Source organism: Xenorhabdus beddingii (assembly GCF_002127545.1).
In the GTDB taxonomy this organism is placed as follows: Bacteria; Pseudomonadota; Gammaproteobacteria; order Enterobacterales; family Enterobacteriaceae; genus Xenorhabdus; species Xenorhabdus beddingii.
In genome coordinates this window covers 69,311-93,387 of sequence record NZ_MUBK01000005.1, presented here as the reverse complement: position 1 = coordinate 93,387, position 24,077 = coordinate 69,311, and the positions used below count along the sequence as shown (strand labels likewise).

Annotated in this window: 18 protein-coding genes and 6 tRNA genes; 22 read left to right on the top strand and 2 right to left on the bottom strand. The window is 43.5% G+C overall.

Annotated features, from left to right (window positions below):
- Positions 1-356: 356 nt before the first annotated feature.
- Positions 357-1,412, top strand: coding sequence for a DNA polymerase IV (gene dinB, locus Xbed_RS04880; RefSeq protein ID WP_086111811.1), 1,056 nt, complete (start codon positions 357-359; stop codon positions 1,410-1,412).
- Between the two features lie 76 nt (positions 1,413-1,488).
- On the opposite strand, the gene pepD is transcribed toward dinB, so the two are convergent.
- Entirely contained in the window at positions 1,489-2,949 is a 1,461-nt protein-coding gene (pepD, locus tag Xbed_RS04875; RefSeq protein ID WP_086111810.1) for a beta-Ala-His dipeptidase, read from the bottom strand.
- Positions 2,950-3,227: 278 nt separating this feature from the next.
- Here pepD and gpt point away from each other — a divergent pair, with 278 nt between their 5' ends.
- The 21 genes from gpt to Xbed_RS04770 all read left to right on the top strand — a co-directional run bounded on the left by gpt (position 3,228) and on the right by Xbed_RS04770 (position 22,589).
- Positions 3,228-3,689, top strand: coding sequence for a xanthine phosphoribosyltransferase (gene gpt / locus Xbed_RS04870; RefSeq protein ID WP_086111809.1), 462 nt, complete (start codon positions 3,228-3,230; stop codon positions 3,687-3,689).
- 15 nt (positions 3,690-3,704) lie between these two features.
- The gene (gene frsA, locus Xbed_RS04865; RefSeq protein WP_086111808.1) at positions 3,705-4,988 is read left to right on the top strand and encodes an esterase FrsA; all 1,284 of its coding nucleotides are present in this window, start codon (positions 3,705-3,707) and stop codon (positions 4,986-4,988) included.
- A gap of 71 nt (positions 4,989-5,059) precedes the next feature.
- Complete coding sequence (crl, locus tag Xbed_RS04860; protein ID WP_086111807.1) at positions 5,060-5,461, top strand: sigma factor-binding protein Crl; 402 nt, start codon at positions 5,060-5,062, stop codon at positions 5,459-5,461.
- Positions 5,462-5,626: 165 nt separating this feature from the next.
- Positions 5,627-6,730, top strand: a complete 1,104-nt coding sequence (gene proB / locus Xbed_RS04855) for a glutamate 5-kinase (RefSeq protein ID WP_086111852.1) — start codon at positions 5,627-5,629, stop codon at positions 6,728-6,730.
- Between the two features lie 38 nt (positions 6,731-6,768).
- Complete coding sequence (gene proA / locus Xbed_RS04850; RefSeq protein ID WP_086111806.1) at positions 6,769-8,022, top strand: glutamate-5-semialdehyde dehydrogenase; 1,254 nt, start codon at positions 6,769-6,771, stop codon at positions 8,020-8,022.
- Positions 8,023-8,201: 179 nt separating this feature from the next.
- Positions 8,202-8,732, top strand: a complete 531-nt coding sequence (aroL, locus tag Xbed_RS04845; RefSeq protein WP_086111805.1) for a shikimate kinase AroL — start codon at positions 8,202-8,204, stop codon at positions 8,730-8,732.
- 129 nt (positions 8,733-8,861) lie between these two features.
- Positions 8,862-11,009, top strand: a complete 2,148-nt coding sequence (gene aas / locus Xbed_RS04840) for a bifunctional acyl-ACP--phospholipid O-acyltransferase/long-chain-fatty-acid--ACP ligase (RefSeq protein WP_086111804.1) — start codon at positions 8,862-8,864, stop codon at positions 11,007-11,009.
- A gap of 4 nt (positions 11,010-11,013) precedes the next feature.
- Positions 11,014-12,210, top strand: a complete 1,197-nt coding sequence (gene lplT / locus Xbed_RS04835) for a lysophospholipid transporter LplT (protein WP_086111803.1) — start codon at positions 11,014-11,016, stop codon at positions 12,208-12,210.
- A 25-nt stretch (positions 12,211-12,235) separates the two neighbouring features.
- Entirely contained in the window at positions 12,236-12,739 is a 504-nt protein-coding gene (gene pncC / locus Xbed_RS04830; RefSeq protein ID WP_086111802.1) for a nicotinamide-nucleotide amidase, read from the top strand.
- A gap of 105 nt (positions 12,740-12,844) precedes the next feature.
- Complete coding sequence (gene recA / locus Xbed_RS04825; RefSeq protein WP_086111801.1) at positions 12,845-13,921, top strand: recombinase RecA; 1,077 nt, start codon at positions 12,845-12,847, stop codon at positions 13,919-13,921.
- Positions 13,922-14,251: 330 nt separating this feature from the next.
- Positions 14,252-16,879, top strand: coding sequence for an alanine--tRNA ligase (gene alaS / locus Xbed_RS04820; RefSeq protein WP_086111800.1), 2,628 nt, complete (start codon positions 14,252-14,254; stop codon positions 16,877-16,879).
- Between the two features lie 247 nt (positions 16,880-17,126).
- Positions 17,127-17,312, top strand: coding sequence for a carbon storage regulator CsrA (gene csrA / locus Xbed_RS04815; RefSeq protein ID WP_010845367.1), 186 nt, complete (start codon positions 17,127-17,129; stop codon positions 17,310-17,312).
- 453 nt (positions 17,313-17,765) lie between these two features.
- Positions 17,766-17,858, top strand: a tRNA-Ser gene (locus Xbed_RS04810).
- A gap of 10 nt (positions 17,859-17,868) precedes the next feature.
- Positions 17,869-17,945: transfer RNA gene (locus tag Xbed_RS04805), tRNA-Arg, on the top strand.
- 85 nt (positions 17,946-18,030) lie between these two features.
- A tRNA-Arg gene (locus tag Xbed_RS04800) sits at positions 18,031-18,107 on the top strand.
- A gap of 85 nt (positions 18,108-18,192) precedes the next feature.
- Positions 18,193-18,269: transfer RNA gene (locus Xbed_RS04795), tRNA-Arg, on the top strand.
- Between the two features lie 85 nt (positions 18,270-18,354).
- Positions 18,355-18,431, top strand: a tRNA-Arg gene (locus Xbed_RS04790).
- An 85-nt stretch (positions 18,432-18,516) separates the two neighbouring features.
- Positions 18,517-18,593, top strand: a tRNA-Arg gene (locus Xbed_RS04785).
- Positions 18,594-18,789: 196 nt separating this feature from the next.
- A complete protein-coding gene (gshA, locus tag Xbed_RS04780) occupies positions 18,790-20,349 on the top strand; it encodes a glutamate--cysteine ligase (RefSeq protein ID WP_086111799.1) in 1,560 nt (519 codons plus the stop codon).
- 161 nt (positions 20,350-20,510) lie between these two features.
- On the top strand, positions 20,511-21,026 hold the full coding sequence (gene luxS, locus Xbed_RS04775) for an S-ribosylhomocysteine lyase (RefSeq protein WP_086111798.1): 516 nt from the start codon (positions 20,511-20,513) through the stop codon (positions 21,024-21,026).
- 618 nt (positions 21,027-21,644) lie between these two features.
- On the top strand, positions 21,645-22,589 hold the full coding sequence (locus Xbed_RS04770; protein WP_086111797.1) for a hypothetical protein: 945 nt from the start codon (positions 21,645-21,647) through the stop codon (positions 22,587-22,589).
- A gap of 177 nt (positions 22,590-22,766) precedes the next feature.
- On the opposite strand, the gene Xbed_RS04765 is transcribed toward Xbed_RS04770, so the two are convergent.
- The gene (locus tag Xbed_RS04765; protein WP_139837452.1) at positions 22,767-24,062 is read right to left on the bottom strand and encodes an HlyC/CorC family transporter; all 1,296 of its coding nucleotides are present in this window, start codon (positions 24,060-24,062) and stop codon (positions 22,767-22,769) included.
- Between the last annotated feature and the right edge of the window lie 15 nt (positions 24,063-24,077).

Here is a 24,077-nt window from a genome sequence, read left to right as displayed (position 1 = left end):
CTATTTAATTTATTGATTTATCTAATGGTACAGAGTAAATACATCCCTGTCACCGCTGTATTGAAAATAAATGATATATTAAATGGTTATTTAATGGATTGAGTGAAATATGTAACTGAAAAACAATCAATAAAAGGTTTTTTATTTTATCCTGTTTAAATGTGCTATTTATCTCAATGTTTTTTGCTGTTATTTATCTCTTATATAATCACTTAATGGGATTATTTAATATTTTCATTTCACCATGAATAATGCCCCATCAATAAATCAATCCATTGAAATTTTGCTAAAAATTAGCTTAACTTTCACTAGATATGCTTGTATATTTATACAGTCTTTTGGTGTGGGGAGATCAGATGCGCAAAATTATTCATATTGATATGGACTGTTTTTTTGCTGCCATTGAAATGAGGGATAACCCATTACTTCGCAATAGACCTATTGCGGTGGGGGGAAGTGCTGATCGGCGAGGGGTAATTAGCACGGCAAATTACCCTGCCCGTCGCTTTGGGGTGCATAGTGCAATGCCCACCGCCATGGCGTTAAAACTCTGCCCGCAATTGAAAGTGATCCCCGGCCGCATGGCGATTTATAAAGAAGTGTCCCAGCATATCCGGCAGATTTTTTCCCGTTACACCGGGTTGATTGAACCTCTCTCTTGGGATGAAGCCTATCTCGATGTGACAGAATGTCACTATTGCCACGGTTCTGCGACATTGATTGCCGAGGAAATCCGTCAGGTCATTTTTGATGAATTGCAGTTAACGGCTTCCGCCGGCGTTGCGCCAGTCCGGTTTTTAGCCAAGATAGCGTCTGATATTAATAAACCCAATGGTCAATATGTTATCTCTCCTGAACAGGTCGATACGTTTGTTAAGTCACTGCCATTACGCAAAATTCCCGGAGTTGGAAAAGTGACGGCCAAACGGCTGTCAGACATGGGGCTGGAAACCTGCTCTGATGTTCAACACTACGATAAACTGGCGTTAATAAAAAGTTTGGGCAAATTTGGGGTATCACTTTGGCAACGTTGCCACGGCATTGATCAACGGCCGATCACGCCAGAACGCTTGCGCAAATCGGTTGGGGTAGAAAAAACACTGGCGCAGGATATTCATGAATGGCATGAGTGTGTGGAATTAATTGAAAAACTTTATCCTGAGCTGGAAAAACGGTTAGCAAAGGTAAACCCCGATCTGCGCATTGCCCGTCAGGGTATCAAATTAAAGTTTGATGATTTCCAAATGACGACACAGGAACATACTCATCCTGTATTGGATAAGGCCGATCTGATTCGGGTCGCAAAACAGGCGTGGGAAATGCGCAGGGAAGGGCGGGGCGTCCGGTTGGTTGGGCTGCATGTCACCTTACAAAATCCACAATTGGAACGTCAGCTTTTACTGGCGTTATAACGCTGGAATCTCCCCTACGGCAGAGAATAGGGGAGGGGCAATAGGGTTCTGTTGTGACTTTTTATTGATCTTTTTATTACTCTTTAACCGGAATAGATTTCAGAATTGCGGTCAGTAGTTGCCAATATTGACCCACGCTCTTAATGTGAACTTTCTCATCCGGGGAATGCGCGCCACGAATGGTCGGACCGATGGAAACCATGTCCATGTCGGGATACGGCTCTTTGAACAGGCCACATTCCAAACCTGCATGGATGACCATGATATTGGGGGTTTTATCGAAAAGTTGTTGATACGTTTCGCGAACCAGATGCATCACTGGCGAATCGGCATCAGGCTGCCAGCCCGGATAGCTGCCGCTGGCTACTGTTTTTGCACCAGACAGTTTTGCCAGAGAATTCAGCATTTCAGCAACATACGTCTTGCCCGTTTCGATCAGTGAACGGATCAGGCAAAAAACCTCGACTTTTTCTTCATCCATTGTCACCACGCCGACGTTCAGCGAAGTTTCTACAACGCCTTTGGCCACATCACTCATGCGGATAACGCCGTTAGGCATGGCATTGAGCATGGACAGGAAACGGGTCTGGCAATCGGCCGTCAACGCCGGTGTTGATGTTTCGATTTCATCCAGCAGGAGGGTAAGGTTGGCTTCAACGACCGCATACTCGTTTGTCAATGTTTCCAGATAGCGCTCTTTCCGTTGATGCAGTGTTTCAAGTTGATCAGCAGGAACGGCAATGACACAGGAACCTTCACGGGGGATGGCATTGCGCAGCGTTCCCCCTTGCAGATGAATCAATTTCAGGTTCAAGTCATCTGCCTGTGCCGCCAGGAAACGCGCCAGTAATTTGTTGGCATTGCCCAATCCGAGATGAATATCGCCACCAGAGTGGCCACCTTTTAACCCTTTAATCGTCAGTTCCAGAGTTTTGTAACCGGCTGGCAGAGCTTCACGGGATAATGGCAAAGTGGTAACAACATCAATGCCCCCGGCACAGCCCATGTAAATTTCGCCTTCTTCTTCTGAATCGGTATTGATCAGAATATCGGCCTGCAACCAGCCGGATTTCAGGCCGAACGCACCATCCATGCCCGCTTCTTCGGTCATGGTCAGCAACACTTCCAATGGACCATGTTTGACTGTTTCGTCCGCCAAGACGGCCAGAGCAGAAGCCATGCCGATCCCGTTATCAGCGCCTAGCGTTGTCCCCTCGGCCGTAATCCAATCACCGTCAATGTAAGGGCGGATCGGATCTTGGGTGAAATCGTGCTGGGTATCATTGTTTTTTTGTGGAACCATATCAAGGTGCGCTTGAAGTACAACGGCCTTGCGATTTTCCATACCTTTCGAAGCCGGTTTTCTAATCAAAATATTACCGACGTCATCCCGCTCCACATGGAAATCTTTGCTTTTTGCCCACTCAATGATATGGGCTGCCAGCGTTTCTTCATGGTAGGATGGATGCGGAATGGAACAAATTTGGGCAAAAATATCCCATAGTGGTTGAGGGGATAAGGTTGATAATTCGGACACGGCGAATCTCCTGTAACGACATCTGAGTGAGAAAATACATCTTGGTGAGAAAATGGTAATGCTTGATACATTAGGGCGCTTTTGTCATCTTGCGCTATCCTAAGGTTCATGTCATGTCTGAGAATATCATTTTATTATCTGTAATGCGCAGTCAGGATAGGGTCCTACCTTGTTTTTACTGGTCTTTGTCTGTTCAAATCACTATAATCTCGCGCAACCTTTTTTCCGCAAAAAAAACACTTTTCTGAAATATTCTTTAGTATCCAGGATCAAATTTTATGAGTGAAAAATATGTTGTAACGTGGGATATGTTGCAAATACATGCCCGTCAATTGGCACAACGTTTACTTCCGGTAGAACAGTGGAAAGGCATTATTGCCGTGAGTCGCGGTGGCCTTGTGCCGGGCGCATTGTTGGCTCGTGAGCTGGGAATTCGCCATGTCGATACGGTCTGTATTTCCAGCTATGATCACAATAATCAGCGCGAGTTGAATGTGTTGAAAAAAGCGGAAGGCGACGGTGAGGGATTTATCGTTGTTGATGATCTGGTTGATACCGGCGGGACTGCACAGGCAATCCGCGATATGTATCCGAAAGCCCATTTTGTCACGATTTTTGCAAAACCTGCCGGCCGTCCTCTTGTGAATGATTATGTCGTTGATATTCCTCAAAACACCTGGATTGAGCAGCCATGGGATATGGGCGTTATGTTCGTTCCTCCTATTTGTGATAAGCAGTAAGAATTTTCTTTTGTCATGACTAAACAAAACCTTTCAGAGTCGCTGTTTAAATCTCGATTTAAACATCGGGAGACCTCCACACTGGTAAAATCCACTCGACTACAATCTATCACGGCTGGTGATAATTCTATTGTTGGTGATCGTACCCTTGTCGGTAATAGCCCGCGTGGTGGTAAGCGTTGCGAGCGTTGGTATCGAATGATTAATTGGCTCGCTTGGATCTGGAGGGGAATCAATCCGATTGAAATTCAAGAAGTTCTCAGCCGGATTGCCGTGACAGATGCCGAGCGCAGTACCGATCATTTGTTGGATACTGTGATCGGCTATCGTAAAGGAAATTGGGCATTTGAGTGGTCACAGCAGGCAATGCACTGGCAGCAGGAAGCTCTGCATACTGAAGAGGCTGAGAAAGCTGGGGCATGCTGGTTAAAGGCGGCAACGCTTTACAGTATCGCCGCTTATCCTCATTTGCGCGGTGACGAGTTGGCTGATCAAGCTATCGTGTTGGCGAATAAAGCCTACGAAAATGCGGCGCGTTTTTCTGATTATGAATTGAAAAAACTGGAATTTCATTTGGAAGGGGGGAAAAGTGTGACTGGATTATTGCATCTTCCTTCCCATGTTCAAGGACCCTGCCCAACGATTTTAGTCTGTACCAGCCTTGATAATGTGCAGAGCGATTGTTGGCGGTTGTTCCGCGAATATTTCTCGCCTCTCGGTTTTGCCATGTTGACGGTGGATATGCCTTCTGTGGGTTATTCCGCCAAATTCACACTGACACAGGATACCTGCGCGCTTCATCAACAAGTTTTGCAACAACTGGATACCATACCGTGGATTGACCATACTCGTGTAGGCGTGTTTGGTTTTCGTTTTGGTGCCAATATTGCTGTTCGTCTTGCCTATCTGGAACCGAAACTGATTAAAGGGATTGCGGTAGTTGGCCCGATTGTTCATGAATTACTGCATGATGGGAAATTACAGCAGAAAATTCCGTCAATGTATATTGACGTACTGGCCAGTCGTCTGGGGATTTACCACGTTGATGAAGAGAGACTGCGTTCAGAGCTGAGATGTTATTCATTGAAAAATCAAGGCTTGTTGGGGCGTCGCTGTAGTGTCCCTATGTTTTCGGTGTATTGGGAAGATGATATTTTCAGCCCAAGAAAGGACTCAAAATTGATTGCTATGTCATCAATGGAGGGTTCATTGCGGGCGATCCCTGCCACCTCAGTTTATAGTGGTTTCAATAAGGCGCTACACGAAATAAGTGTATGGTTGAAAGATAAAGTTGTATAAAGTAAAATTTATTACTTGATATTTTTTAACCATTTGATACAAAGGTGTTCTGTATATAAGGAGACCTTTGTATGACTTTGCCCGTAAGTTATTCTAAAAATAGGCTGTTAAAGAATTTTTCTGCCTTAGGGCCGTATGTACGTGAATTAAAATGCCAAAACGGTTATTTTTTCTTTGACTGTTTAGCAGTTTGTGTCAGTGCAAAAGCGGCACCCGAAAAACGCGAATTCTGGGGATGGTGGTTAGAGTTAGAAGCACAGGGGCAGGGCTTTGTTTATCACTATCAGATAGGTTTATTTGATAAAAATGGTGAATGGCACGCCATGAGTATCAAAAAAAAGGCTGATCTGGAACATCTTGAATCAACCTTGCAGACATTTCATCAACGTCTGGCGAATTCTTTTGATGCGCTCAAACTGACGCTGACTCCCTCCAAAAATACCATTTCTCTTCAGACTCAAGTTATGGCATGAATCTGTTTTAAGCCTGCTTTTTTTAAATTTTGCGTTATGTCAGTTGGCATAACGCTTCTCTCCTGTTAAAACTGGATACCGTTTTTTTAAGAAAATCGTTTTTTTAATCGAATTGTTTTTTTAATCGAATTATTTGTTCAAATAACTGTTAATGGCAGAAATATGATGAATGGCAGCCAAACCTTGGTTGTGAAACTGGGGACGAGTGTATTGACCGGTGGCTCTCGTCGTTTGAATCGTGCCCACATCGTGGAGCTGGTTCGCCAATGTGCTCAACAGCATGAAAAAGGCCACCGCATTGTTATTGTGACGTCTGGCGCGATTGCGGCCGGACGTGAGCATTTGGGGTATCCCGACCTTCCCGCCACGATTGCTTCAAAACAGTTGCTGGCCGCCGTCGGACAAAGTCGCCTGATCCAACTGTGGGAGCAGCTTTTCTCGATTTATGGTATCCATGTCGGGCAAATGTTGCTCACGCGTGCGGACTTGGAAGATCGTGAGCGTTTCTTGAATGCGAGGGATACCCTCCAGGCATTGCTTGATAACCATATTGTTCCCATTATTAATGAAAATGACGCCGTTGCGACAGCAGAGATTAAAGTGGGGGATAATGATAACCTTTCTGCCCTGGCGGCTATTTTGGGCAGTGCAGATAAGTTATTGCTCCTGACAGATATCGCAGGGCTTTATACGGCTGATCCTCGTCATCATCCTGATGCCGAATTGATCTCTGAAGTGCATGACATCAGCGATGAATTGAAGATGATGGCGGGAGACAGTGTTTCAGGTTTGGGAACGGGAGGGATGGCGACAAAACTTCAGGCTGCTGGAGTCGCCGGGCGTGCGGGAATTGATGTTATCATCGCCGCTGGCAATAAACCCGATGTCATTGCCGATGTCATTGAGGGAAAAGCGGTGGGAACCCGTTTTCATGGCTTATCTAGCCCAATGGAAAATCGCAAGCGCTGGATCTTTGGTGCCCCCCCGGCCGGAGAAATCATTGTTGATCATGGTGCAGAAACGGCAATCCTTGAAAAAGGCAGCTCGTTGCTGCCAAAAGGGATCAAAAACGTTAAAGGTGATTTTTCCCGTGGTGAAGTCATTCGCATCCTCAGCTTATCCGGCAAAGATTTGGCTCACGGAGTTTGTCGCTATAACAGCGATGCCTTACGTATGATTGCCGGTCAGCATTCAATGCACATTAACCGGATACTGGGATATGAGTATGGCGCCGTTGCGGTTCACCGTGACGATTTAATCGTAAGCTAATTGATCATCATTGATCGATCGGAATAAAGGATTCCACCATGCTAGAGCAGATGGGAAAAGCAGCCAAAGCCGCATCATGGCAATTGGCACAGTTAAATACCCGCCAGAAAAATCAGGCGTTGAATCACATTGCTGATTTGCTGGAGACAGAAATTGAGATCATTCTTGCGGCTAATCAGCAAGATATGCATCAAGCCCGCGAGCAGGGAATGAGTGACGCACTGCTCGATCGGTTATTGTTGACCCCTGAGCGGCTGAACGCCATAGCCAATGATGTACGTCAGGTCTGTCGTCTGGCCGATCCTGTAGGACAGGTTTTGGATGGGCAATTATTGGATAATGGATTGCAATTAAGCCGGCGCCGTGTCCCTTTGGGCGTCATTGGCGTTATTTATGAAGCCCGTCCGAATGTCACTATTGACGTGGCATCATTGTGTCTGAAAACCGGTAATGCGGTGATACTGCGCGGCGGCAAGGAGACCCATCATACCAATCAGGTGATGGTGAAAGTCATTCAGCAGGCACTGGAACAAAGTGGTTTACCTGCGGCTGCGGTTCAGGCCATCAGTAAACCAGACCGTGAGTGGGTGACTGAATTGCTGAAAATGGATCGCTACGTTGATATGTTGATCCCTCGTGGTGGTGCCGGCTTACATAAACTGTGCCGTGAACAATCTACTATTCCGGTGATTACTGGAGGCATTGGTGTTTGTCACACATTTGTAGATGAAAACATCAATATTGAAAAAGCCTTGGAAGTGATCACTAATGCGAAAGTACAACGTCCGAGTGCCTGTAATTCACTGGAAACCCTGTTGGTACATGAAAAAATTGCCGCCGATTTCCTGCCGGTTCTGAGCACAAAAATGAAAGAGCAGGGGGTGACATTACATGCGGGTGCATCCGCAATTATATTGCTGAAAGATGGCCCCGCAACCGTCGTCGAAGTGACAGAAGAAGATTACGGTGATGAATGGTTGTCACTGGATATGAATGTGGAGCTTGTCAGCGGTATCGATCAAGCGATTGAACATATTCGTACTTATGGCACGGCCCATTCTGACGCGATCCTGACGGAATCTTTGCAGCAGGCTGACTATTTTGTGCAGCGAGTGGATTCAGCGGCGGTGTATGTGAATGCAAGTACCCGTTTTACTGATGGTGGTCAGTTTGGTTTAGGCGCTGAAGTGGCCGTCAGTACCCAGAAATTACACGCCAGGGGGCCAATGGGGCTGGATGCGCTGACAACCTATAAATGGATCGGTTATGGCGATTACTTACCCCGTGGTTAATCGTATTCTGTTGTAATGAGATCGGGTTGAACGGTTGATTGTGAACTAAAGTAAGTCACACTTAGCATTAAGTGTGACTTTTTGTTCAATAAAAAATACTTTTTACACTAGTGTAAATATTTAGTTACTATACTTTATGCTTAATCTTAATTTTATATATCCTTCAGGAAGACAACAAAATGAAACGAACTCTATTCATCGTAGGTGCACGAGGTGCAGGGAAGACGACAATAGGTAAGTTGTTAGCTGAAGCATTGTCGTATAAATTTGTTGACACTGATGAGAGTATTCAAACCGCCAGCCAAATGAGTATTGCAACGCTTGTTGAACACAATGGCTGGGAATATTTCAGAAAATTGGAAAGTCAAACACTGAAAACGGTGAGCCAAAGTGAACACGTCATTTCCACGGGTGGGGGAATGGTTCTGTCGCCGGAAAATCGTCTGTATATGCAACAAAATGGCATCGTGATTTATTTGCAGGCATCCGCAAACATTTTAATCAAGCGGTTATCCCTTAATCCAGAAAACTCACAGCGCCCCAGTTTGACGGGAAAATCCATCATAGAAGAAATTGAAGGGGTATTGGTTGAAAGGGAGCCACTCTATCATGAGTGCGCAGATCTCATTGTTGATGCCAGTCTTGCAACAGAAGATATCGTCTTTAACATTAACTCTTACATTTTGAGCCAGGAAAATAAAATAATTTGATATATTGAGGTTTTTTAAGTTTATTTTCCATATAACAGGGAAATCTTATATATCAGGCTGCTTATACAACTTATAGTATCATCCTACTTACTCACTTTAATTTTATTTAATTATATTTGAGATATGGATATGCTCTTGAATTTTATTCGGTTACTTGTACGGGTGCTCTTTCGAGTCACAGTAGAAGGTGATGATAAGCAGCTTAAACACCCAAAATGTCTTATTACACCCAATCATATTTCATTTCTGGATGGTCTATTAATTGGGTTGTTCCTGCCAGTAAAACCCGTATTCGCTATCTATTCTAGTATTGCGACCCGGGGTTTTTTCAAATTCATTAAGTCTTATGCCGATGTTGTTCCTCTGGACCCAACCAACCCGATGGCCGTCAGGACGTTGATTAAAGAAGTGGAGAAAGGGCGTCCGATCGTGATTTTCCCGGAAGGACGGATCACGATAACCGGCTCGCTCATGAAAATCTATGATGGTGCGGCCTTTGTTGCCGCGAAATCAGGTGCAAAGGTGGTTCCAATTCGTATTGATGGTGCAGAACAAACCATTTTTGGCCGATTGAAAGGAATAATGAAACTGCATTGGTTCCCGAAAATCACCCTCAAAATTTTACCCGCCGTCGATCTGCCTATGCCGGATGCTCCCAACTCAACAATGCGCCGTCGTTTAGCGGGAGAACATCTCCACGCCATCATGATGGATGTGAGAATGAAAACCCGGCCAAAAGAAACGTTGTTCAATGCTTACTTGACTGCACAAAAACGTTTTGGTCGTTTCAAACCTTGCATTGAGGATGTGAGCTTCAAGGAAGATAGTTACCACTCATTACTGAAAAAAATATTGGGTGTCAGCCGGATCCTGGAACGTTTTACAAAAGAAGGTGAACGAGTCGGTTTACTATTGCCAAATGCGACGGTGATGGCTGCTGCCATTTATGGCGCTTTGTTGAAAGGACGTGTGCCTGCCCTTCTGAACTACACGGCCGGCAGCAGCGGAATTAAAAGCGCTATGCAGGCTGCGACCCTCAAAACTATCGTGACGTCTCGCCAATTTCTGGAGAAAGGGCAATTGACTCATCTGCCAGAACAGGTAACAGAAGCGAATTGGATATACCTTGAGGATTTAAAAGACACCATCACTCGGGATGATAAACTTTGGATACTGTGGCACCTGATTTTCCCTTCCAAAGCGGTCATGACTTCACAAAAGCCTGATGATGATGCATTGATCCTGTTTACATCAGGTTCAGAAGGGGCACCAAAGGGCGTGGTTCACAGTCATGCCAGCTTACTGGCTAACGTCGAACAGATAAAAACGATTGCTGATTTTACCCCCCAGGATCGTTTCATGTCCTCTTTACCCCTGTTCCATGCCTTTGGCCTGACAGTCGGTTTATTGACGCCGCTAATGACAGGCAGCCGAATATTCCTCTATCCTAGCCCCCTGCATTATCGTGTTGTGCCTGAGCTGGTTTATGATCGCAATTGCACTGTATTGTTCGGAACTTCGACCTTTCTGGGTAATTATGCCCGCTTTGCTCATCCCTATGATTTTGCCCGACTGCGCTATGTCGTCGCTGGCGCAGAAAAGCTGTCAGAGAAGACCAAACGTGTTTGGCAGGATAAATTCGGTATCCGCATTCTGGAAGGTTATGGCGTGACCGAATGTGCACCTGTTGTCGCAATTAACGTCCCTATGGCTGCAAAAATAGGAACGGTCGGGCGGCTCTTGCCGGGTATGGAAGCTCGCTTACTGCCTGTGCCGGGGATCGAAAAAGGAGGGCGCTTGCAGCTACGTGGCCCGAATGTCATGAAAGGCTATTTGCGTGTCGAAGCCCCTGAGCGTTTGGAACCACCATCGGCGGAAGATGCAGCAGGAAATAATCAAATCGGCTGGTATGACACCGGAGATATCGTTTCTATTGACGAAGAAGGCTTCTGTGCGATCAAGGGGCGGGTGAAACGTTTTGCTAAGTTGGCGGGAGAAATGGTTTCTCTCGAAGCAGTAGAACAAATTGCATCAAGGGTTTCTATTGATGCGCTGCATGCAGCAACAGCCAGGAGTGATCAAAGTAAAGGCGAAGCGCTGGTCCTGTTCACAACGGATGCCAATTTGAATAGAAATGCCATGCTTGGCGTGGCCCGTGAAGTAGGAATGCCTGAATTGACGGTTCCACGGGATATTCGTTATGTGAAGCAACTTCCTTTGCTTGGCAGTGGTAAACCGGATTTTGTCACATTGAGAAAAATGGCCGAACAGGAGTAAGGAAATGAATGGCACTGTGGAGACACGACCACTGTTAAATCGAGGTATGAAAGCGGTATTATTGTCACAATTTCTTTCTGCTTTTGCTGACAACGCACTACTTTTTACCCTCTTGGCTCAATTGAAGGTCGAGGCTTACCCTGAATGGAGTCTGCCGGCCCTGCAAATGGTTTTTGTTCTGACCTATATTGTACTTGCCCCTTTTGTGGGGCAAGTTGCTGATCGGTTTTCAAAAGGGCGCGTCATGCTCTTTTCCAACGGCATTAAATTGCTTGGAGCCATCAGCATTTGCATCGATATGAACCCGTTTCTGGGATATACCTTAGTGGGAATTGGGGCGGCAGCCTATTCTCCCGCTAAGTATGGGATCTTGGGTGAATTGACGGGGAAGGGGAGCTTGGTAAAAGCCAATGGGATGATGGAAGCATCGACCATTGCCGCGATCCTGATTGGTTCAGTCACTGGCGGATCCCTTTCTGATGTTAATCTGATATTGGCATTAGGGCTTTGTGCATTGTTGTATGGTGCGGCCGTCGTGGCGAATTTCTATATTCCCCGTTTGGCTGCGGCCCGTCAGGAAAAGGGCTGGTATCCCCAAAAAATGCTGGTGGATTTCATGGCGGTTTGTGCCACACTTTGGCGTAATCAGGAAACCCGATTTTCACTGGTAGGCACCAGCTTATTTTGGGGGGCGGGTGTTACACTGCGGTTCCTGTTGGTTGCCTGGGTTCCCGTTGTACTGGGCGTTGAAGGAAATACAACACCTACACTGATGAATGCCATCGTCGCTATTGGTATCATTGCCGGAGCGGGTCTGGCTGCACGGTTTATTACATTGAAAACGGTGCGCCGTTGCATGCCTGCGGGGATCTTAATCGGCATTATGGTTATCCTTTTTGCCACTCAGCAATCAATAGGGTTCTCCTATTTAATTTTGATCATTCTCGGCGTATTTGGTGGACTGTTTGTTGTCCCCTTAAATGCGTTGTTACAAGAGCATGGAAAACATTCAATGGGAGCCGGTAAAGCCGTTGCTGTACAAAATCTTGGCGAAAATAGTGCCATGCTGGTTATGCTGGGGTTATATTTAATTTCCATTAAGTTTGGTGCGTCAGTGGTTTCGGTTGGCATTGGCTTTGGTATTTTGCTTTCTCTGGCCATTGGTGGGCTATGGATTTGGGATCTATTTCGAAAAAATTAATTTCTTATAGCATTGAAGGTCTGTTATGGATGAAAAATTCCTGAATCAGCTTAGTATTGAACTGGGTAAGAAATTAACACAGAAAAAATTATCCGTGACCTGTGCAGAATCCTGCACAGGGGGTTGGATTGCCAAGGTGATCACAGATATTGCGGGCAGTTCGGCCTATTTTAACCGCGGTTTCGTGACATACAGCAATGCAGCTAAACATGAAATGCTGGGTGTTTCACTGGCATCACTGGAACAGTTTGGTGCTGTAAGCGAACAAGTCGTAAAAGAGATGGCTGCAGGCGCATTAAAAACCGCTAGAGCGGATTTTTCTGTTTCTGTCAGTGGCATTGCCGGGCCGGAGGGTGGCAGTAAGGAAAAACCGACGGGTACGGTTTGGTTTGGATTTGCCTTCCATATTGATGAATGTGTTCAGACTGTAGCATATCGTCAACAGTTTGCGGGAGACCGCAATGCCGTGCGTCTACAGGCCGTCATTTTTTCTTTAAAAACGTTGTTGGAAGAAATCATAAAAAATTAGCTTGATGCTGTATGATTATACAGTATAATTAGTTCCAGCACTTTGGTATCAAAAACCGTTTATCAGCAGTGGGGCAGCCCCTTCATTGCTTGCGAAGGAGTAAACATGGCTAACGATGAAAACAAACAAAAAGCACTAGCAGCGGCACTGGGTCAAATTGAGAAACAATTTGGTAAAGGTTCCATCATGCGTTTGGGTGAAAACCGCTCAATGGATGTTGAAACCATCTCAACCGGCTCTCTGTCATTGGATATTGCATTGGGTGCGGGTGGTTTACCAATGGGGCGTATTGTTGAAATATACGGGCCTGAATCTTCCGGTAAGACAACGCTGACATTGCAAGTGATTGCAGCAGCCCAGCGCGAAGGCAGAACTTGTGCTTTTATTGACGCCGAACATGCCCTTGATCCGGTTTATGCCAAAAAACTGGGTGTAGATATTGATAATTTGTTGTGTTCGCAGCCTGATACGGGTGAACAGGCATTGGAAATCTGTGATGCTTTATCTCGTTCTGGCGCTGTTGACGTCATTATCGTTGACTCCGTTGCTGCATTGACACCAAAAGCAGAGATTGAAGGTGAAATCGGTGACTCTCATATGGGGCTGGCAGCGCGTATGATGAGCCAGGCCATGCGTAAGCTGGCGGGTAACCTGAAAAACTCTAATACCCTGTTGATCTTCATCAACCAGATCCGCATGAAAATTGGTGTCATGTTCGGTAATCCTGAAACCACGACAGGTGGTAATGCACTGAAATTTTACGCCTCTGTCCGTTTGGATATCCGCCGTACAGGTTCTGTGAAAAACGGTGATGAGGTTGTTGGCAGCGAAACTCGTGTGAAAGTGGTTAAAAATAAAGTTGCAGCACCATTTAAGCAGGCTGAATTCCAAATCCTGTATGGTGAAGGCATTAACACTTTGGGTGAATTAATCGATCTGGGTGTTAAACACAAAATGGTAGAAAAAGCGGGTGCATGGTACAGCTACAATGGTGACAAGATTGGACAAGGTAAAGCCAATGCCACTATTTATTTGAAAGAGCACCCAGAAGCTGCGGTCGAGCTGGACAAAAAACTGCGCGAGTTATTGCTGAATAAGACCGGTGATTTCAGCAGTGCGGCTGCCGATTATGTGACAGATTATGAAGACAACGGTGAAGAAGTGAATAACGAAGAGTTCTAATGACTCTTTACTCTGTCTCGTAATATACAGAAATAATTTGGCTTTTTAAAAACCACATCCATCTTGGGTGTGGTTTTTGTTTTTATGGGAAATGAGTATCTTTGAAACAGGTGTATTGAAACTGGCTTAACAAACAGACTTTCAGAAAATGTCCAGACGAATTACAATGCTGAAAAGCGAATGGACTTATATGGGATTTTACTTCTAATAGAAGACATTTTATCTTAACCCCACTTTAATTTATTCGTGAGTGGAAATGGTGATGCGATAGGCAATATACCATCTCAACCATTCATAAATCTGTTTTTTCAGCTTGATTTCGGGACAATTATGAGCAAAAGCACCGCTGAGATCCGTCAAGCGTTTCTTGACTTTTTTCATACTAAAGGGCACCAGATAGTACCAAGTAGTTCGTTGGTGCCAAACAATGATCCAACATTGTTGTTCACCAACGCAGGAATGAACCAGTTTAAAGATGTCTTTCTTGGGTTGGATAAAAGACCTTATTCCAGAGCAACAACGGCTCAGCGCTGCGTACGTGCTGGCGGTAAACATAACGATCTAGAAAATGTGGGTTATACAGCCCGTCATCACACTTTCTTCGAGATGTTGGGTAACTTCAGTTTTGGCGATTATTTTAAACAAGATGCTATTAAATACGCATGGGAATTATTAACCGGCGAAGAATGGTTTAATCTGCCAAAAGAAAAACTGTGGGTTACTGTCTATGAGACAGACGATGAAGCCTATAATATTTGGCATAAAGAAGTCGGCGTTCCAACAGACAGAATTATTCGTATTGGTGATAACAAAGGCGCTCCTTATGCGTCAGATAACTTCTGGCAAATGGGGGATACCGGTCCTTGTGGCCCTTGTACAGAAATTTTCTATGACCATGGTGAGCATATTTGGGGAGGCCCTCCAGGCAGCCCGGAAGAAGACGGCGACAGATATATTGAGATCTGGAATATCGTTTTCATGCAATTCAACCGCCATGCTGATGGTACAATGGAGCCACTGCCAAAACCTTCTGTTGATACCGGTATGGGGCTGGAGCGTATTACCGCAGTATTGCAGCACGTCAATTCCAACTACGAGATTGACTTGTTCCAGAACCTGATTACTTCAGTTGCAGAAGTGACGGGGGCGACCGATCTCACCAATAAATCTCTGCGTGTTGTTGCGGATCATATCCGGGCATGTGCATTCTTAATTTGTGATGGTGTTATTCCATCCAATGAAAACCGTGGATACGTACTTCGTCGTATCATTCGCCGAGCAGTCCGCCATGGCAATATGCTTGGAGCAAAAGATGCTTTCTTCTATAAGTTAGTTGCCCCGCTGATTAAAGTCATGGGAGCGGCTGGCGAAGAGCTGAAACAACAGCAGTCCTTGGTTGAACAGGTATTGAAAACCGAAGAAGAACAATTTGCCCGTACTCTGGATCGTGGTTTGCAATTACTGGATGAAGAGCTGGCAAAATTGTCTGGTGACACTTTAGACGGCACAACTGCTTTCCGTTTGTATGACACCTATGGTTTTCCCGTTGATCTCACCGCAGATGTTTGCCGTGAAAGAAATATCAAAGTTGATGAAGCGGGTTTTGAAGTGGCGATGGAAAACCAACGTCGGCGTGCTCGTGAATCCAGTGGTTTTGGTACAGACTACAACGAGTTGATCAAAGTTGACGGCCGAAGTGATTTTTGTGGTTATGAACATCATTCACAGCAGGCGGCCATTACTGCTATCTTCCGTAATGGCGAAGCGGTTGATCAAATTCATGCAGGTGAAGAGGCAATCGTTATACTTGATAAAACCGCTTTTTATGCTGAATCAGGCGGACAAGTTGGTGATACAGGTCACTTGTTGAGTGGCAATGGTATATTCGAAGTTGCGGATACGCAAAAATATGCACAGGCAATTGGCCACATTGGTAAATTGACAAGTGGTAGCTTGAGCGTTAATCATACTGTCAATGCCGAAATTAATGTGGTGCGTAGAGATGCGATCCGTTTGAATCACTCAGCAACCCATTTGTTGCACGCAGCATTGCGTCAAATTCTGGGGGAGCACGTTTCTCAGAAAGGATCTTTGGTAAATGACAAGTACCTTCGTTTTGACTTCTCTCACTTTGAAGCAATGAAGCCAGAACAAATTCGTCAGGTAGAAAACCGGGTGAATGAAGAAATTCGCAAAAACTCTCCCGTTGTTACAGAGTTAATGGAGCTGGAAGACGCAAAAGCGAAAGGTGCCATGGCACTGTTTGGCGAAAAGTATGATGAAAAAGTTCGTGTGTTGAGCATGGGGGGCTTTTCTACCGAATTATGTGGTGGTACTCATGCAAGTCGCACAGGTGATATTGGGTTGTTCCGTATATCCAGTGAGTCAGGTACAGCCGCAGGCATTCGCCGTATCGAAGCCATTACGGGGCAAACTGCGCTGAACTCCATCTATCAGCAGACTGATTTACTGCAAGAGATTGCCCATCTGGTGAAAGGTGATATCAGTAGCCTGAATGAGAAAGTGAAAACGACACTGGACAAAACGAAACAATTGGAAAAAGAGTTGCAACAGTTGAAATCTCAGCAAGCCGCTCAGGAAAGCTCTTCTCTGGCGAATCAGGCCAAAGAGATCCAAGGTGTTCGTTTACTGGTGACACAATTGGGTGATGTTGAACCTAAAATGCTCAGAACAATGGTTGATGATCTTAAAAATCAATTAGGATCGGCAATTATTGTGCTTTCTACGGTAACTGGTGATAAAGTCAGCCTAATTGTTGGTATAACAAAGGATTTGACTGCTAGAATAAAAGCAGGCGATTTAATCTCTTTTGTTGCCCAGCAAGTTGGAGGTAAAGGAGGAGGGCGTCCTGATCTGGCTCAAGCGGGCGGGACGGATGTAGCCGCTCTTCCTTCCGCATTGATTAGTGTAGAAGAGTGGGTAACATTGCGGTTATAGTTGGTATCGCCGTGACAGTAACGGCATCATGAAAGTGTTTTTTTATGGTGCCGAATGTTTTTTGTTGTGAAATTGTTGAAATGTTGGGCGCATGCTTATATTTTAGCTATCCTATAGATATAGGAAATGTGTTCAAAACTGCTTATACTTTAAGTAGATATCATTGCTTTACGTTTTCACGGTGTTTGATGGATAATAGCGGGGAAACCTAGAGACCCGACTCTTTTAAATTTTCAAGGAGCAAAGAATGCTTATTCTGACTCGTCGAGTTGGTGAAACACTCATGATAGGCGATGAGGTAACAGTCACAGTACTGGGAGTTAAAGGCAACCAAGTTCGCATTGGTGTAAACGCACCCAAGGAAGTTTCTGTTCACCGTGAAGAAATTTATCAACGGATTCAGGCAGAGAAGTCTCAGCCGACAACTTTTTAATTCAAGAATGGCGTCCACTCTTTTTTAAGACTTGGGCGCTACTCTGCTTCCCTACTTTATCAACCTTGTTACTATTACCTTTTCTTGTTACTACCTTACTTAATTCTATTCTCTCATGTCTTTTCATTTTCTATCTGTTGAAAAAGCCTCGTTCATGAGGTTATAGCGATGAATAATTCTTTTCATGAACTTTAACGACGCTTAGATGATTTCACTGTTGATAAAACAGCCCCTTAGATGCTAATCCACGCATTTTGGGTGCTAAGTGTTCAAACGGGAAAAAGTTTCGAAAAATTGTTTGACTTATCAGGCAGGGAAAGTAATATGTGCGCCATCGCAGCGACGAAGAGCTTGAAGAAAGGCTTCTGAGTAATCATCAGAAGTAAAAGTTCTGAAAGCCGTGAGTCGCAAGTTTTAAAGCGCATGGTTTTAAAGTATATAGTTTTAAAAAATGGTGAGGTGGCCGAGAGGCTGAAGGCGCTCCCCTGCTAAGGGAGTATGTGGTTAAGAGCTGCATCGAGGGTTCGAATCCCTCCCTCACCGCCATTTAAGAAATGCATCCATAGCTCAGCTGGATAGAGTACTCGGCTACGAACCGAGCGGTCGGAGGTTCGAATCCTCCTGGATGCACCATTTTAAATACCGCGATTTTTAGGTGTATCAATTCTGTCAAGTCAGGCAATCAACAGCGCCTGAACAGAAATAGTAAACCGACAATGCATCCATAGCTCAGCTGGATAGAGTACTCGGCTACGAACCGAGCGGTCGGAGGTTCGAATCCTCCTGGATGCACCATTTTAAATACCGCGATTTTTAGGTGTATCAATTCTGTCAAGTCAGGCAATCAACAGCGCCTGAACAGAAATAGTAAACCGACAATGCATCCATAGCTCAGCTGGATAGAGTACTCGGCTACGAACCGAGCGGTCGGAGGTTCGAATCCTCCTGGATGCACCATTTTAAGTACCGTGAATTTTAGGTGCTTCAATTCTGTCAAGACAGGCAATCAGCAGCGCCTGACCAGAAATAGAAAACTGACAACGCATCCATAGCTCAGCTGGATAGAGTACTCGGCTACGAACCGAGCGGTCGGAGGTTCGAATCCTCCTGGATGCACCATCTTCAACATTGTGATTTCATCATGGTGTTAAAATTCTGAGAATAAGACAACCAACTGTCTGACCAGAAATCGAAAACTGATAACGCATCCATAGCTCAGCTGGATAGAGTACTCGGCTACGAACCGAGCGGTCGGAGGTTCGAATCCTCCTGGATGCACCATATTAAGCCCCTGTCTTATTAAGACAGGGGTTTTCTTTTTATTGTCTTTTGAAGCATAACATTTCCTTTATTATTATTTGGTTGCAATTTGACCAATGGCATGTCATCACCTCTATGTAATCAGCGACAACTTGGCTTGTTTCATATAAAGTAAACTCTTAGTAATAATCATTTCAAAACTCCACGGGAGGTCAAATTGATCCCGGACGTATCAAAAGCATTGTCATGGCTAGAGGCAAATCCTACGGTGTTAAATGGTATTTGTCGCGGCATTGAACGTGAAACATTGCGTGTTACTCCAGACGGTCATTTAGCTAAGACGGGGCATCCAGAATCACTTGGTGCTTCTTTAACGCATAAATGGATTACAACTGATTTTGCTGAATCTTTATTGGAGTTTATTACCCCTGTTGATAACAACATAGACAGAACCATTGATTTCCTTAACGATTTACATCGTTATACCGCTAGGAATCTGGGCAATGAAAAAATGTGGCCTTTGAGCATGCCATGTTTTATTGACGAAGAGGAAAACATCACTCTGGCGCAATACGGTACGTCTAATGTGGGGCGTTTTAAGACTTTGTATCGTGAGGGATTAAAGAACCGTTACGGTGCTCTGATGCAGACGATTTCAGGTGTACATTATAATTTTTCTCTTCCAATCAGTTTCTGGCAGGCACGATTAGGCATTAAAGATGCAGAAACGGGAAAAGAGCAGATTTCGGATGGATATCTTCGCCTGATCCGTAATTACTACCGTTTTGGCTGGGTGATACCTTATTTATTTGGTGCCTCACCGGCAATTTGTTCTTCATTCTTAAGTGGTCGGAATACAACATTATCCTTTGAGGAAACGGAGAAAGGGACTTGTTACCTGCCTTATGCTACTTCCTTGAGGATGAGTGACCTGGGGTATACTAACAAATCACAAAGTGATCTGAATATCACCTTTAATCATCTCCATACGTATGTAGAAGGTCTTAAAAAAGCGATACATAAGCCATCTGTCGATTTTGCGACAATGGGCATCAAAAAGGGCGATAAGTACCTACAACTTAATACCAATGTTCTTCAAATTGAAAATGAGCTGTACGCACCGATACGCCCTAAACGAGTTACTCAAGAAGGTGAGTCCCCGTCGGATGCGTTATTGAGAGGCGGTATAGAGTACATTGAAGTGCGTTCTTTGGATATTAATCCTTTCTCCCCGATTGGCGTTGATGAGACTCAGATTCGTTTTCTTGACCTATTCTTGATATGGTGTGCCTTAGCTGATGCGCCTGAAATGGGTCATGAAGAACTTGAGTGTTGCCGCCAAAACTGGAATAAAATCATTTTGGAAGGGCGTAAACCAGGGTTGAGTATTGGCATTGGCTGTGGTATTGAACAACAATCCTTCAAAAGTGTGGGTCAAAAACTCTTCCGGGACTTAGAACGGGTTGCTGAAATTTTGGATACTTGCTCAGGAACTCAGTATCAGTCAGTGTGTAAGAAACTGATTACGATGTTTGAAGATCCATCATTAACGTTTTCAGCTCAAGTATTGGGCAAGATGAAAACTCAGGGAATAGTTGGTCTTGGATTGGATCTGGCAAAAAAATACAGTAAAGAATTAATTGAAGAGCCATACTCAGTTTTGAATGATGAACATTTCTCTGCCGAGCGTGATGCTTCTATATTGAGGCAGCACAATCTTGAGCAGCAAGACAGCATGAGTTTTGAAGACTATCTAAAACTTCATGCTGGAAGTTAGAAAAGAAAATGGCCACCAAAGGTGGCCGAATAAAATCACTTAGAGAATAGGGATGATAACAATTTGCGCGTCTTCATATCTTATGACCAGCCGCAAATGAAAAGGTTTCATCTATCTGAAAAAATTTTCGTAAAAAATCTGATGCATTAGGAGGTAGGATTATGCCTTTATTGGACAGTTTTACAGTTGACCATACTCGCATGGCTGCACCAGCCGTCAGAGTTGCCAAGACGATGAAAACGCCTCATGGCGATACTATCACCGTATTCGATTTACGTTTTTGTGTTCCCAACAAAGCAGTGATGCCAGAAAAAGGTATTCATACGCTTGAACATCTGTTCGCGGGTTTTATGCGCAATCATCTGAACGGTGATGGTGTTGAAATTATCGATCTCTCCCCGATGGGATGCCGCACTGGTTTTTATATGAGTTTGATCGGTGCTCCAGCAGAATTGAGAGTGGCCGAGTCTTGGAAAGCTGCGATGGCAGATGTATTGAAAGTGCAAGATCAGAGCCAGATCCCAGAATTAAACATCTATCAGTGTGGTACTTACGAAATGCACTCACTGAAAGAGGCTCAAGATATTGCTCAGAGTATTCTTGATGCTGATGTTCGTGTTAATCTGAACGACGAATTGGCATTGCCTGAAGAAAAACTGGTTGCGCTTCAGGTTTAGTTTATTTATTAGCGAAATATCGTATAAGTGATACGATATTTCGGCCACCCTTCTATTCTGGCTGCAAAGCTCTTGTTAAGTTGTAAAATCTACTTTATATTGATAGGGTTAGCTGATTTTTTGCTAACCCTATACTGATTTTTCCCTCTTAAAAAATGCTCATCGAAAGTGTATCAGTGCGATGTATTTTCCTTTTGAACAGAGAGTTCCTTTCTGAATGGAAACATTCGAGATGTTATAATATCTTAACCTTATATTTTTATTACTGTTATGGATTTCATTATGAATAACTTTGATAAAAACATTGTGTTTGTTTTTGGTATTAATTTGGTGAGATCAGAATACTTCAAGCAGTTAAAATTATCTTATCTGAATGCAGTAAGTAAAGATAAGAATATTGATATTACCTTAGGTTCTTTAAATAACACACTATACCCACAGATCCACAGCCAATAGAAATTGATGATAAAAGCCTTTCTGAAGGTATCATAACTATTTATTTATTGAGAAAAGATTATTATTGAATATCACTCAAGACCAAGTGGATATAATGATTTTTTTCAGAGAGTTATGCCAGTGATGCAAACTAAAACGTAGAAGATAAGTTTTGGGAGAAGTATGATGAATGAAAATAAAAATATTGTTTTTGTTTTTGGTATGCGGGAAACAAGAGCAAATCTACTTCATCATTTGAAAAATGATAGAAAAAAATCAGGTCATGATGATGATATATATGTCGTTATCGATACATTTAATGTATGTCTGGGGCTAACAGGGATTGGCGACATATCAAAAGTTATTGAGAGAAATTATTCTTTTAATATTGAAGATGATATGATAGAACGACTCATAAAAATAACGGGACAAAACTTAGAAAAAGAGATAGCAAAATTTTTGCTAAAGAGTTGGTTGGACTTTTTAAATTTCAATAAGGATAAGTTATCGATTAGTCGTAGTTTGCAAAGGAAAAAACAAAAGAATAACTTGAAGGGGGATTACCAAGCAAGATTCCTGAGTAAAAATTTTCGCAATCTTAGATTAAATCCCATGACTGGACATCATGAAGATCCATATGGTGAAACATCGTTTAATGAAGTAGCTAATTATAATGGTACTAATGATGTTTTCAAAACTTTTATGGAAAAAGGAGATAAGGAAGGTTTTGAGTTATTGATTAAAATTGAGAGTAGCATGGATACTTATCTAAATATGAGCTTTAATAGAGTGATTATACATTCTTTTATACATGCATTTCTCAGAAAATCATGTAAATTAGCATTAGATTGGATCAATATAGAATTGAATAAAGTAAACTCGCCAGTTAAGTCATTGAAGTTTATTACAAATTATTTAGATCAAGAGCGTGTGCCTAATCAAATTAAAATGTTGGAAAACATAGAGCCTCATAGGTTCAATAAGGCTTATTCCGATATAGGGTCTTCTTATTATCCAATTACATTTTCAGAATTTAATCATTTAAAATCCAATCAAGATTTACTTGATAATCCACATATAGAAAGATTGAAAGTTGAAATGACGGTTAATAATGTTGTGCATGGTTAGTATTATTTTGGTGAATATTACACAGGCATACATATCCAATGTTTAATGCATTGAATATGTATGCTTTCTTCCTGTATTCTTTCTCAAAAAGTAAAACTATTATGACTCTTCAACTACCCTCGATGATAAAGCTAGACAGAGTTTGGAACTCATTATCTTGCGTGAATAATAATGAAATTATTCACTGGATTTTATGTTTTGTTCTGTACTTTTGTGTAAGGGTGTGACACGAACTCGCTTGATAACGTTATCGTGTACTGAAAGAATCTCAAAATTGTATCCACCAATCTGTACTTGAATATTCAATCCAGGAATTTCACCTAACTCTTCCAAAATCATCCCATTCATTGTTCTTGGACCGTCTTCGGGTAACGCCCAATTAAAGGCTTTGTTTAATTCACGAATATTGGCTGTACCATCCACTAAAACAGTACCATCACTTTGTGGGAGGACTTCTTCTGCCAGAGTTGGGGACATGGAGGTGGTAAAATCACCGACAATTTCTTCCAAAATATCTTCGACAGTGACGAGTCCTTGAATATCTCCATATTCGTCCACAATCAGGCCCGCTTTTTGTTTATTGCGTTGGAAATTAATAAGCTGGGTATTCAGTGGCGTACTGACAGGGATAAAATAGATTTTATCCGCCGCTTTGATCAAATTTCTTTTTGTGAACTCTTTTTTCTCCATCATCAGTCGATAGGCTTCACGGACTCGCAACATACCAATGGCATCATCAAGGGAATCCCGATAAAGCACAATGCGCCCATGTGGTGAGTGCGTCAATTGCCTGATGACGGATTTCCAATCATTGTTAATGTCAATACCGACAATCTCATTGCGAGGCACCATGATGTCGCCGACAGTAACTTTTTCAAGATCTAATATTGAGATCAACATGTCTTGATTGCGGCGAGATAGGTTGGTGTTTGATTCATTCACGATTGTTCGGAGTTCATCTTTGCTGACCGCATCATTACGAATATTAGAGACTTTGATGCCCATACAACGCATAAGTAACAAACTGATTCTATTAAATGCCCAAACAAGCGGCAGCATGATTTTTTCCAGTGGGCGCAGCAGGAAACTACTTGGAAATGCCACCCTTTCTGGATAAAGCGCCGCAATGGTCTTTGGCATAACTTCGGAGAAAATGAGGATCACAAAAGTGAGTATGCCCGTTGCAATGGCAACACCGGCATCACCATAAAGTCGCATGCCAACAATAGTCGCGAGAGAAGATGCAAGAATATTGATAAGGTTATTACCAATAAGAATAAGGCTGATCAGTCTGTCGGGGTGACGCAGCAGAGATTCTACCCTGCGTGCGGGGCTACTCCCTTGTTTAGCTAAATGACGTAAGCGATAGCGGTTGATCGTCATCATGCTAGTTTCTGAAGCCGAGAAATAGGCTGAAACGAAAACCATGACAACGAGAATGATAATCAGTGTGCCTGTTGAGACGTGCTCCAAAACAGAATTCCTTCC